This is a genomic window from Pseudomonas sp. SB113, assembly GCF_040754745.1.
Lineage (GTDB): Bacteria > Pseudomonadota > Gammaproteobacteria > Pseudomonadales > Pseudomonadaceae > Aquipseudomonas > Aquipseudomonas grimontii.
This window is the reverse complement of sequence record NZ_JBFMHW010000021.1, coordinates 40879-53375: the sequence shown is the minus strand read 5'-3', so window position 1 is coordinate 53375 and position 12497 is coordinate 40879. Positions and strand designations below refer to the sequence as shown.

Below are 12497 nucleotides of genomic sequence, written 5' to 3'. Positions count from 1 at the left end.
TTACGAATATTGTGTAGTCAAAGTTTCACAAAGGGTTACAGACGGCGCCTGCCAGAGTTGTAGGTAATGTAGTAAGTTAGGCCGGTGAATATCATGCGAAGCGCGCGCCAGTAGCGGAGCTTGCTTCAGAGGGTAGTTAATTGAACGATATGGCAAAGAATCTGATCCTGTGGTTGATCATCGCGGCTGTCCTCGTGACGGTGATGAACAACTTCTCCAGCCCTAACGAGCCGCAGACCCTCAACTATTCCGACTTCATCCAGCAAGTTAAGGATGGCAAGGTCGAGCGCGTAGCGGTTGATGGCTACGTGATCACCGGTAAACGCAACGACGGCGACAGCTTCAAGACCATTCGTCCGGCAATCCAGGACAACGGTCTGATCGGTGACCTGGTGGATAACCACGTGGTTGTCGAAGGCAAGCAGCCTGAGCAGCAGAGCATCTGGACTCAACTCCTGGTGGCAAGCTTCCCGATCCTGGTGATCATTGCCGTGTTCATGTTCTTCATGCGCCAGATGCAAGGCGGTGCGGGAGGCAAGGGTGGGCCGATGAGTTTCGGCAAGAGCAAGGCGCGCCTGCTCTCTGAAGATCAGGTGAAGACCACCCTGGCTGACGTGGCGGGTTGCGATGAAGCCAAGGAAGAAGTCGGCGAGTTGGTTGAGTTCTTGCGCGATCCAGGCAAATTCCAGCGCCTGGGTGGCCGTATTCCTCGCGGCGTGCTGATGGTCGGCCCTCCAGGCACCGGTAAAACCTTGCTGGCCAAGGCGATTGCCGGCGAAGCCAAGGTGCCGTTCTTCACCATTTCCGGTTCTGACTTCGTTGAAATGTTCGTCGGTGTCGGTGCGAGCCGCGTTCGCGACATGTTCGAGCAGGCCAAGAAGCATGCGCCATGCATCATCTTCATCGATGAAATCGACGCCGTTGGTCGCCATCGTGGTGCTGGCATGGGCGGTGGTCATGATGAGCGTGAGCAGACCCTCAACCAGTTGCTGGTCGAGATGGACGGTTTCGAGATGAATGACGGCATCATCGTCATCGCGGCAACCAACCGTCCGGACGTGCTGGATCCTGCGCTGTTGCGTCCAGGCCGCTTTGACCGTCAGGTTGTGGTTGGCTTGCCGGACATTCGTGGGCGCGAACAAATCCTGAAAGTGCACATGCGCAAAGTGCCGATGGGTGACGACGTTGCGCCGGCTGTGATTGCTCGTGGTACCCCGGGTTTTTCGGGTGCTGACTTGGCTAACCTGGTGAACGAGGCTTCGCTGTTTGCAGCCCGTACCGGCAAGCGCATCGTTGAAATGAAAGAGTTCGAGCTGGCGAAAGACAAGATCATGATGGGCGCTGAGCGCAAATCCATGGTCATGTCCGAAAAAGAGAAGCAGAACACTGCTTATCACGAAGCTGGTCACGCCATTGTGGGGCGTGTCGTGCCTGAGCATGATCCGGTGTACAAAGTCTCGATCATTCCTCGGGGTCGCGCATTGGGTGTCACCATGTTCCTGCCGGAAGAGGATCGTTACAGCCTTTCCAAGCGTGCGCTGATCAGTCAGATCTGCTCGCTGTACGGCGGTCGAATCGCTGAAGAAATGACCTTGGGCTTCGACGGTGTGACCACAGGGGCTTCCAACGACATCATGCGCGCCAGCCAGATTGCGCGAAACATGGTGACCAAGTGGGGCTTGTCGGAAAAACTCGGTCCTTTGATGTACGCCGAGGAAGAAGGTGAAGTATTCCTGGGTCGTGGTGGCGGTGGTCAAAACGCCAGTTTCTCCGGTGAGACCGCCAAGCTGATCGACTCTGAAGTGCGCAGTATCATTGACCAGTGCTATGGCACTGCCAAGCAGATCCTGACTGATAATCGCGACAAGCTTGATGCAATGGCTGATGCACTGATGAAGTACGAGACGATCGATGCAGACCAGATCGACGACATTATGGCTGGTCGAACGCCTCGTGAGCCTCGTGATTGGGAAGGTGGTTCAGGTACTTCGGGCACCCCGCCTGTCGTTCAGAATGAACGCCCTGAAACCCCAATCGGTGGCCCGGCAGCTGACCATTAAGGTTTGAAATGACTTTTGCTTCGTCCTCCCCCCGGCTGCCTTGCGGCAACCGGGTTCTTGATTTGGCCCATACGCATGTTATGGGCATTCTTAATGTAACCCCTGACTCCTTTTCCGATGGTGGCCGTTTCAGCCAGCTTGATGCTGCGTTGCGTCACGCAGAAGCCATGGTGGTGGCCGGCGCGACCTTGATTGATGTCGGTGGTGAATCGACTCGGCCTGGTGCTCGCGTTGTTTCTCCTCTGGAAGAGTTGGAGCGCGTGGCGCCAATTGTTGAGCGCATTGCTCGAGAGCTGGATGTGATCATTTCGGTTGATACCTCCACCCCGGCCGTGATGCGTGAGACTGCGCGATTAGGTGCCGGTTTGATCAACGATGTGCGGTCCCTGCGACGCGACGGTGCCCTGGATGCGGCTGCAGCTACCGGCTTGCCGGTGTGTCTGATGCATATGCTGGGTGAGCCCGGCAATATGCAGGACAGCCCGCACTATGATGACCTGGTTGGGGAGGTGAGCGGTTTTCTCTCCGAGCGGGTTGCTCAGTGCGCTGCGGTAGGTATTGCGCCGGAAAGGATCATCCTTGATCCGGGGTTTGGTTTCGCCAAGACCCTGCAACACAATTTGAGTTTGTTCAAACACATGGAGTCCTTGCATGCCCTTGGTCGGCCCCTGTTGGTCGGTGTTTCGCGCAAGAGCATGATAGGGCTGGCATTGAGCCGTCCGGTGGGTGAGCGGTTGTATGGCGGTCTTGCACTGGCGGCGCTCGCGGTGACCAAGGGTGCGCGCATCTTGCGTGTGCATGACGTTGCTGAGACCGTGGATGTGGTACGCATGATTGCAGCTGTGGAATCAGCCGAATAAGAATGATGGAGCACTTATGACTAAAAAATACTTTGGCACCGACGGTATCCGTGGTCGGGTCGGCGAGTTTCCGATTACTCCTGATTTCATGCTCAAGCTTGGATGGGCGGCGGGTATGGCGTTCCGCAGCATGGGCGCGTGCCGCATCCTGGTGGGCAAGGACACCCGAATTTCGGGGTACATGTTTGAATCAGCACTTGAGGCCGGCTTATCCGCTGCAGGCGCTGATGTGATGTTGCTGGGGCCAATGCCGACGCCGGCGATTGCATACCTGACGCGTACCTTTCACGCTGAGGCCGGTATTGTGATCAGTGCTTCGCACAATCCCCATGACGACAACGGCATCAAGTTCTTCTCCGGTCAGGGCACCAAGTTGCCAGACGAGATTGAGCTGATGATAGAAGAGCTGCTGGATGCGCCGATGACGGTGGTCGAGTCCAGTAAGCTGGGCAAGGTGTCGCGTATCAATGACGCGTCCGGTCGTTATATCGAGTTCTGCAAGAGCAGTGTGCCAACCAGTACCAACTTTGCCGGCCTGAAGATTGTTGTCGACTGCGCCCATGGTGCGACCTACAAAGTCGCACCAAGCGTATTCAAGGAGTTGGGCGCAGATGTGACAGTGCTTTCTGCTCAACCCAACGGATTGAACATCAACGAAAACTGCGGCTCCACCCATATGGAGCAGTTGCAAGCCGCTGTCCTGGCCGAGCATGCCGACCTCGGGATTGCCTTCGACGGTGATGGCGACCGCGTGCTGATGGTTGATCACACGGGTGCCGTGGTGGATGGTGATGACCTGTTGTTCATCATTGCCCGCGACCTGCATGAGCGTAACAAGCTGCAAGGCGGTGTCGTCGGTACGCTGATGAGTAACCTGGGGCTTGAACTGGCGTTGGCGGACCTGGGTATTCCTTTTGTTCGCGCCAACGTCGGTGACCGGTATGTGATCGCTGAGCTGCTGGAGCGTAACTGGCAGGTAGGTGGTGAGAACTCCGGGCACATCGTGTGCTTCCAGCACACTACCACCGGTGACGCGATTATTGCGGCGTTGCAGGTGCTGTTGGCTTTGCGTCGCCGCGAAGAGAGCCTGGCTCAGGCGCGTCAGGCCTTGCGTAAATGCCCACAAGTATTGCTTAACGTGCGTTTCGCAGGTGGGGAAAACCCGATCGAGCACCCTGCTGTCAAAGAGGCCTGCGAGCGCGCGACTCTAGCAATGGCTGGTCGCGGACGGGTATTGCTTCGCAAGTCCGGCACAGAGCCTTTGGTGCGCGTTATGGTCGAAGGTGACGACGAAATACAGGTTCGCGGCCATGCCGAGGACCTGGCAAAACTGGTAACTGAAGTTTGCGCCTGAATTCGGCTTGCCAGTAATGATGTGGTTGGGTAACATCTGCGCCCACTTTGACCGACGAGGTACAGCATGCGTCGCACTATGGTAGCTGGTAACTGGAAGATGCACGGTACCCGCGCCAGTGTCGCTGAGCTGATCAATGGCCTTCGTCACTTGGCCTTGCCTAGCGGTGTTGATATCGCGGTGTTCCCGCCTTGCTTGCATATCACCCAAGTGGTTGATGGCTTGAAAGGTAAGTCGATTCAGGTTGGCGCGCAGAATTCTGCAGTGGAAGCCATGCAAGGTGCGTTGACCGGTGAGATTGCACCGAGTCAGCTGGTTGATGCGGGTTGTTCCTATGTGCTTGTCGGGCACTCCGAGCGCCGTCAGATGATGGGCGAGCGTGATGGGACACTCAATCGCAAGTTCGCAGCAGCACAGGCTTGTGGCTTGATTCCGGTGTTGTGTATTGGGGAGACCCTTGAGCAGCGCGAATCGGGCAAGACTCTTGAAGTTGTCTCGCGTCAGCTTGGCAGCATCATCGAGGAGCTGGGTGTTGGTGCGTTCGCAAAGGCGGTAATTGCTTACGAGCCGGTCTGGGCCATTGGTACCGGGCTGACTGCTACACCGCAGCAGGCGCAGGATGTGCACGCAGCCATCCGTGCGCAGTTGGCGGCAGAGAATTCTGAAGTCGCACAAGGTGTGCGGCTTCTATACGGCGGCAGCGTGAAGGCGGCCAATGCGGTCGAACTGTTCGGCATGCCGGATATCGATGGGGGGCTCATTGGTGGAGCTTCCCTGAATGCAGATGAGTTCGGTGCGATTTGTCGCGCCGCGGGAAACTGAAAAAATGCTGGAAACAGTCGTAGTCGTTTTTCATCTGTTGGCTGCCCTGGGCGTAGTTGCCCTGGTTTTGTTGCAACAGGGTAAAGGTGCGGATGCTGGTGCGTCTTTCGGTGCAGGTGCTTCAAATACTGTGTTCGGAAGCCAAGGTTCCTCTACCTTTCTTAGTAAGTTTACTGCTATACTTGCCGCCGGTTTCTTCATAACCAGCTTAGGGTTAGGTTACTTTGCTAAAGAGAAAGCTCATGTGCTGACTCAAGTAGGTTTGCCAAACCCAGCAGTGTTGGAAGTACCAAAAGCAAAGCCGGCTTCTGATGATGTCCCGGTGCTTCAAGAGCAAAAGTCGGCTACTCCAGCGACTGACGTACCTCCAGCTCAAGAGCAGAAGTAAGAAGGGTTGTAAACGCTGTATTGCCGAGGTGGTGGAATTGGTAGACACGCAACCTTGAGGTGGTTGTGCCCATAGGGTGTAGGGGTTCGAGTCCCCTTCTCGGTACCAATTATCAGGAGAGCCCGCTGTTGCGGGCTTTCTTGTAGGTGGAAGGTTACATTGACCCTGTAAGGGATCGGTCGTATACTTCCGCCCCAGCTTTGTCGCGGGGTGGAGCAGTCTGGTAGCTCGTCGGGCTCATAACCCGAAGGTCGTCGGTTCAAATCCGGCCCCCGCAACCAGTTTTAGCGGAGCCCCTTTTAAGGGGCTTTTTGTTAGCTGGACACTTTCAACGCCGCTGTTCGACGGCGTTTCAAGGATGGGCGTTTCGCCCATTTTTTTATTTTGCACAGCATGCACATACATGCACGAGGGGGTTCAGGTGTCGAGCAAGCTAGAAGAGTTGCAGGCCTTGTTGGCCCCGGTGGTCGTGGCCCTAGGCTATGAATGCTGGGGTATTGAGTTTTCGGCTCAAGGTCGCCACTCAATGTTGCGCGTTTATATCGATAAAGAGGGCGGCGTGCTGGTGGACGATTGTGCCATTGTCAGCCGTCAGATCAGCGGTGTTCTGGATGTTGAAGATCCTATCTCCGTTGAGTACACCCTCGAAGTTTCCTCGCCAGGCATGGAACGCCCACTGTTCACTATTGATCAGTTTGCAAAATTTGCCGGTGAACAAGTGAAGATCAAGCTGCGATCCCCGTTCGAAGGGCGTCGTAACTTTCAGGGCCTTCTGCGCGGTGTAGAAGAACAGGATGTCGTGGTGCAGGTAGAAGACCATGAGTTCCTGTTGCCGATCGATATGATCGACAAGGCCAACATTATTCCCAGTTTTGACTGAGACGCGGATCCCGCGGATCCAATGGCTTGCGAAAGGCGAGGCGTACGATGAGCAAAGAAGTACTGCTGGTTGTTGAGTCGGTATCCAATGAAAAGGGCGTACCGGCAAACGTGATTTTTGAAGCGTTGGAGCTGGCATTGGCCACTGCTACCAAAAAGCGTTTTGAAGACGAAGTTGATCTGCGTGTGGAAATCAACCGCCACACCGGTGCCTATGAGACTTTCCGTCGCTGGACGGTCGTCGAAGAAGCCGATCTGGATGATCCGGCCATCGAAACCTGGCCGAGCAAGGTTGCTGAAACGCACCCAGGCGCCCAGGTCGGTGACGTCGTCGAAGAAAAGATCGAATCCATCGAGTTCGGCCGTATTGCTGCACAGACCGCCAAGCAGGTCATCGTGCAGAAGGTTCGCGAAGCCGAGCGCGCTCAAGTCGTTGACGCCTATCGCGAGCGCCTGGGCGAAATCATCTCCGGCACTGTGAAAAAAGTTACGCGTGACAATGTGATCGTCGACCTGGGCAATAACGCCGAAGCGTTGCTGGCCCGCGAAGACATCATCTCTCGCGAAACCTTCCGCGTTGGCGTGCGTTTGCGTGCGCTGCTCAAGGAAATCCGCACCGAGAACCGCGGCCCTCAGTTGATCCTGTCGCGTACCGCGCCGGAAATGCTGATTGAGCTGTTCCGTATCGAGGTGCCGGAAATCGCCGAAGGTCTGATCGAAGTCATGGCTGCGTCCCGCGACCCGGGTTCGCGCGCCAAGATCGCGGTCCGTTCCAAGGACAAACGCATCGACCCGCAAGGCGCTTGCATCGGTATGCGCGGTTCGCGTGTCCAGGCAGTGTCGGGCGAATTGGGCGGTGAGCGTGTGGACATCGTCCTGTGGGACGATAACCCGGCGCAGTTCGTGATCAACGCCATGTCGCCGGCTGAAGTGGCGGCAATTATCGTTGACGAAGATGCCCATGCAATGGACATCGCCGTTGGCGCAGACAATCTGGCTCAGGCCATTGGTCGTGGTGGTCAGAACGTGCGTCTGGCCAGCCAATTGACCGGCTGGACCCTGAACGTGATGACCGAATCGGACATCCAGGCTAAGCAGCAAGCTGAAACCGGTGACATCCTGCGCAACTTCATCGACGAGTTGGAAGTCGACGAAGACCTGGCACAGGTGCTGGTAGATGAAGGCTTTACCAGCCTGGAAGAGATTGCCTACGTACCGTTGGAAGAAATGCTCAACATCGACGGCTTTGACGAAGACACCGTCAACGAGCTTCGCGCTCGGGCCAAGGATCGTTTGTTGACTAAAGCCATCGCTACTGAGGAAAAGCTGGCAGACGCCCATCCGGCCGAAGACCTGCTCTCGCTTGAGGGTATGGACAAGGATTTGGCGATGGAACTGGCGGTGCGCGGCGTAATTACCCGCGAAGACCTGGCCGAGCAGTCTATTGACGATCTGCTCGACATCGACGGCATTGACGATGATCGTGCCGGCAAGTTGATCATGGCCGCCCGAGCCCATTGGTTCGAGTAATTAGGCGCGGCCTGAGGAGAGAAGTGCATGACGCAAGTCACGGTGAAACAACTGGCCGATGAGGTCAAAACACCGGTAGAGCGCCTGTTGCAGCAGATGCGTGAGGCAGGTCTGCCGCACACCGCCGCCGATGAAGGTGTGAGCGATAGTGAGAAGCAGTCTTTGCTGACTCACTTGAAGAGCAGCCACAAGGCGAAAGTGGAAGAACCGCGCAAGATTACATTGCAGCGCAAAACCACCAGCACCCTGCGTGTTGCGGGTAGCAAGAGCATCAGCGTTGAAGTACGTAAGAAGAAAGTCTTCGTACAGCGCAGCCCGGAAGAAATTGAAGCCGAGCGCAAACGCGAACTGGAAGAACGTCGCGCAGTAGAAAATGCTGCACGTCAGAAGGCTGAAGAAGAAGCCAAGCGTCGCGCCGAAGAAGAAGCGCGTCGCCAGCCTGCTGCTGCGCAAACTGCTTCCACTGAAGCGGTCGCCGCACCTAGCGCGCCTGCAGAAGCTGTGCGTGAGGCTGCTCCGGCGGCCGCTGCACCAGCGCCTGCTGCTGATGCCCGTAAGCGCGACGAACCTCGTCGTCCGGATAAACCGCGTGCCGACGATAACAGTCGTCGCGGTGGTGGTGGCGATGGCGAGCGCAAAAACGCTCCGCATCGTGCTTCGGTCAAAGAGAAAGCGCCTGCTCCACGTGTTGCCCCACGTACTACCGACGAAGAAAGCGATGGCTTCCGTCGTGGTGGTCGCGGCAAGGCCAAGCTGAAGAAACGCAATGCCCACGGTTTCCAGAGCCCAACCGGCCCTGTCGTGCGTGATGTGCAGATCGGCGAGACCATCACTGTTGGCGATCTTGCCAATCAGATGTCGGTCAAGGCTGCTGAAATCATCAAGTTCATGTTCAAACTGGGTACTCCAGCTACCATCAACCAGGTGCTTGATCAGGAAACTGCTCAACTGGTAGCCGAAGAACTGGGCCACAAAGTGACCCTGGTCAGCGACACCGCTCTGGAAGATTCCCTGGCAGAGTCCCTGAAGTTTGAAGGTGAGACCTTCTCCCGTGCGCCAGTCGTGACCGTAATGGGCCACGTTGACCATGGTAAGACTTCGCTGCTCGACTACATCCGTCGTGCCAAGGTAGCTGCTGGCGAAGCCGGTGGTATCACCCAGCACATCGGTGCGTACCACGTTGAAACCGAACGCGGCATGGTCACCTTCCTCGACACCCCTGGTCACGCCGCGTTTACCGCAATGCGTGCCCGTGGTGCCAAGGCGACTGACATCGTGATCCTGGTAGTTGCAGCGGACGACGGCGTGATGCCGCAGACCATTGAAGCTGTCCAGCATGCCAAGGCCGCTGGTGTTCCACTGGTTGTTGCCGTGAACAAGATCGACAAGCCGGGCGCAGATCTCGATCGCATCCGTAGCGAACTGTCGGTTCACGGCGTGACGTCTGAAGAGTGGGGCGGTGATACGCCGTTCGTTTCTGTCTCGGCGAAAGTCGGTACTGGTGTAGACGAACTGCTCGAAGCGGTCCTGCTGCAAGCTGAAGTCCTCGAACTGAAAGCAACCCCATCGGCCCCAGGTCGTGGTGTTGTGGTTGAATCGCGTCTCGACAAAGGTCGTGGCCCGGTGGCAACCGTGCTGGTTCAAGACGGTACCCTGCGTCAAGGCGACATGGTACTGGTCGGTTCGAACTATGGCCGTGTACGTGCCATGCTCGACGAGAACGGCAAGCCAATCAAGGAAGCGGGTCCTTCCATCCCGGTCGAGATCCTCGGCCTGGACGGTACTCCGGACGCTGGCGACGAGATGAGCGTGCTGTCTGACGAGAAGAAAGCCCGTGAAGTGGCTCTGTTCCGTCAAGGCAAGTTCCGCGAAGTCAAACTGGCTCGCGCTCACGCCGGCAAGCTGGAAAACATCTTCGAGAACATGGGGCAGGCAGAGAAGAAGACGCTTAACATCGTCCTCAAGTCTGACGTTCGTGGTTCCCTCGAAGCGTTGAACGGCGCCTTGAATGGCCTGGGTAACGACGAAGTGCAAGTGCGTGTTGTGGGTGGTGGTGTCGGTGGTATCACCGAGTCCGACGCCAACCTGGCACTGGCTTCCAACGCTGTACTGTTCGGCTTCAACGTGCGTGCCGATGCTGGCGCTCGCAAGATCGTCGAGCAGGAAGGCCTGGACATGCGTTACTACAACGTCATCTACGACATCATCGAAGACGTCAAGAAAGCCCTCACCGGCATGCTTGGCAGCGACGTCCGGGAGAACATCCTGGGTATTGCCGAAGTACGTGACGTGTTCCGCTCGCCGAAATTCGGTGCGATCGCCGGTTGCATGGTTATCGAAGGTACCGTGTACCGTAACCGTCCAATCCGTGTACTGCGTGAAGACATCGTTATCTTCGAAGGCGAGCTGGAATCCCTGCGCCGTTTCAAGGATGACGCTTCCGAAGTACGTGCCGGCATGGAATGCGGTATCGGCGTCAAGAGCTACAACGACGTCAAGGCTGGCGACAAGATCGAAGTCTACGAGAAGGTTCAGGTTGCTCGCAGCCTCTAACTCGCGCACTTCAGGAGCCACGTCGCGTGTGGGCATGCAAATGCCCCGCACAGCGTGCGGACTCTAAACGCAACGCCCGGTCTGGCTTTTGTCAGGCCGGGCGTTTGCCGCTTTCAGACCCCATGGGTTTCACCGTGTGGCAGTAACAGGTAACAAGACATGGCAAAAGAATACAGCCGTACCCAGCGTATCGGCGATCAGATGCAGCGTGAGCTGGCCCAACTGATCCGTCGCGAAGTCAAAGACCCTCGCGTTGGCCTGGTCACCATCACCGCTGTTGAAGTGAGCCGTGACGTGGGTCACGCGAAGATCTTCATCACCGTGATGGGGCAGGACAACAGCGAAGAAATCGCGCAAAGCATCAAGGTGCTCAACTCTGCCGCAGGCTTCCTGCGCATGCAGTTGGCCCGTGAAATGAAGCTGCGCAGCGTGCCCCAGTTGCACTTCCACTACGACGAAAGTGTCGTGCGTGGCGCGCACCTGTCGGCACTGATCGAGCGCGCCGTGGCTGAAGACAGCCAGCACCCATCCACACCTGAAGACGCCAAGGAGTAAGCGGTGGCTCAGGTCAAACGTATCCGTCGCAACGTCAGCGGCATCATTCTGCTCGACAAGCCGATTGGCTTTACCTCCAATGCCGCGTTGCAGAAGGTCCGCTGGTTGCTCAATGCCGAGAAAGCCGGACACACCGGCAGCCTCGATCCCCTGGCCACCGGCGTACTGCCGTTGTGCTTTGGCGAGGCCACCAAGTTCTCGCAATACCTGCTCGATTCCGACAAGGGTTACGAAACCCTGATGCAACTGGGCAAGACCACCACCACGGCAGACGCCGAAGGTGATGTTTTGCAGGTTCGCGACGTGACCGTTGGTCGTGCTGATATTGAAGCTGCCTTACCTGCTTTTCGTGGGCAAATCAGTCAGATACCGCCGATGTACTCGGCTCTCAAGCGTGATGGACAGCCCCTTTACAAGCTGGCACGTGCGGGCGAAGTAGTGGAGCGCGAACCGCGTTCTGTTACTATTGCGCGCTTGGAATTGCTCGCCTGTGAGGGTGACACCGCCCGGTTGGCCGTGGACTGCAGCAAAGGCACTTATATCCGTACCCTGGTGGAAGATATTGGTGAAAAGCTCGGTTGCGGCGCGTACGTTGCAGAGCTGCGACGTACCCAGGCCGGACCTTTCAGCCTGGCCCAGACGGTCACGCTGGAAGAGTTGGAAGCGGTACACGCAGAAGGCGGCAACGAAGCGGTTGATCGCTTCCTGATGCCGTCGGACAGTGGTTTGCTGGATTGGCCATTACTGCATTTTTCGGAACACAGCGCGTTCTACTGGCTTAACGGCCAGCCGGTACGCGCCCCGGATGCGCCGAAGTTCGGCATGGTGCGGGTACAGGATCATAACGGTCGCTTTATCGGTATCGGTGAAGTGAGCGAAGACGGGCGCATCGCGCCGCGTCGACTGATTCGGTCAGAATGACCGAACGAGTGTGGCTGTTAACAGGCACGGTCAACACTCATTTTTAGATACAGGGATTTGTCCCTGGCCTGTTGAAACTGCCCTTTGGGTGGTTTCCTGAAAAAAGGATTGCCTCATGGCTCTCGACGTTCAAGAAAAAGCACAAATCGTAGCTGACTACCAGCAAGCTGTTGGTGACACTGGTTCGCCAGAAGTGCAAGTTGCACTGCTGACCCACAACATCAACAAGCTGCAAGGTCACTTCAAGGCCAACGGTAAAGATCACCACTCCCGTCGTGGTCTGATCCGCATGGTAAACCAGCGCCGTAAGCTGCTGGACTACCTGAAAGGCAAGGATCTGGGTCGTTATCAGGCTCTGATCGGTCGCCTGGGTCTGCGTCGCTAATCAGCGATTGCGCTAGAGGTTGGTTGTCTGCCGTGTGTCAGTGGGATTCCCGCTGGCCCATGGTAGGCTCCCAGCCTCAAGTTTTATCTGGATACACGTTTTACCCCTGGACAAGGGTTGGGCCGATTCCCGACATTGCCCAAGAATTTCGCAAGAAGACAAGTTCCCCAAGAGCCACAAAGAAGGTAGG

11 protein-coding genes and 2 tRNA genes are annotated in these 12497 nt (G+C 56.8%); all 13 read left to right on the top strand.

What is annotated here, in order from left to right; genetic code table 11:
* Window positions 1–149: 149 nt before the first annotated feature.
* The 13 genes from ftsH (at window position 150) to rpsO (ending at window position 12307) form a co-directional block, all read left to right on the top strand.
* Complete coding sequence (gene ftsH, locus AB1462_RS23730) at window positions 150–2060, top strand: ATP-dependent zinc metalloprotease FtsH (RefSeq protein ID WP_010562674.1); 1911 nt, start codon at window positions 150–152, stop codon at window positions 2058–2060.
* Window positions 2061–2068: 8 nt separating this feature from the next.
* Window positions 2069–2920, top strand: a complete 852-nt coding sequence (folP, locus tag AB1462_RS23725; protein ID WP_259194796.1) for a dihydropteroate synthase — start codon at window positions 2069–2071, stop codon at window positions 2918–2920.
* Window positions 2921–2936: 16 nt separating this feature from the next.
* Entirely contained in the window at window positions 2937–4274 is a 1338-nt protein-coding gene (glmM, locus tag AB1462_RS23720; protein ID WP_090399751.1) for a phosphoglucosamine mutase, read from the top strand.
* Between the two features lie 66 nt (window positions 4275–4340).
* Window positions 4341–5096 carry a triose-phosphate isomerase gene (gene tpiA, locus AB1462_RS23715; RefSeq protein WP_015885920.1) on the top strand — a complete coding sequence of 252 codons (756 nt, stop codon included), beginning with the start codon at window positions 4341–4343 and terminating at the stop codon, window positions 5094–5096.
* Window positions 5097–5100: 4 nt separating this feature from the next.
* Window positions 5101–5484 carry a preprotein translocase subunit SecG gene (gene secG / locus AB1462_RS23710; protein ID WP_010206600.1) on the top strand — a complete coding sequence of 128 codons (384 nt, stop codon included), beginning with the start codon at window positions 5101–5103 and terminating at the stop codon, window positions 5482–5484.
* A gap of 22 nt (window positions 5485–5506) precedes the next feature.
* Window positions 5507–5592 (top strand) — tRNA-Leu (locus AB1462_RS23705).
* A gap of 96 nt (window positions 5593–5688) precedes the next feature.
* A tRNA-Met gene (locus AB1462_RS23700) sits at window positions 5689–5765 on the top strand.
* Between the two features lie 140 nt (window positions 5766–5905).
* Entirely contained in the window at window positions 5906–6364 is a 459-nt protein-coding gene (gene rimP / locus AB1462_RS23695) for a ribosome maturation factor RimP (RefSeq protein WP_003235029.1), read from the top strand.
* A 47-nt stretch (window positions 6365–6411) separates the two neighbouring features.
* Complete coding sequence (gene nusA, locus AB1462_RS23690) at window positions 6412–7893, top strand: transcription termination factor NusA (protein ID WP_003212187.1); 1482 nt, start codon at window positions 6412–6414, stop codon at window positions 7891–7893.
* 27 nt (window positions 7894–7920) lie between these two features.
* Window positions 7921–10446: a translation initiation factor IF-2 gene (gene infB, locus AB1462_RS23685; RefSeq protein ID WP_090399753.1), complete on the top strand. Its 2526-nt coding sequence runs from the start codon at window positions 7921–7923 to the stop codon at window positions 10444–10446.
* 159 nt (window positions 10447–10605) lie between these two features.
* The gene (gene rbfA / locus AB1462_RS23680) at window positions 10606–11001 is read left to right on the top strand and encodes a 30S ribosome-binding factor RbfA (protein ID WP_003176137.1); all 396 of its coding nucleotides are present in this window, start codon (window positions 10606–10608) and stop codon (window positions 10999–11001) included.
* A 3-nt stretch (window positions 11002–11004) separates the two neighbouring features.
* On the top strand, window positions 11005–11922 hold the full coding sequence (truB, locus tag AB1462_RS23675) for a tRNA pseudouridine(55) synthase TruB (RefSeq protein WP_014719950.1): 918 nt from the start codon (window positions 11005–11007) through the stop codon (window positions 11920–11922).
* A 115-nt stretch (window positions 11923–12037) separates the two neighbouring features.
* Window positions 12038–12307 carry a 30S ribosomal protein S15 gene (gene rpsO / locus AB1462_RS23670; RefSeq protein ID WP_003176135.1) on the top strand — a complete coding sequence of 90 codons (270 nt, stop codon included), beginning with the start codon at window positions 12038–12040 and terminating at the stop codon, window positions 12305–12307.
* Window positions 12308–12497: the final 190 nt, after the last annotated feature.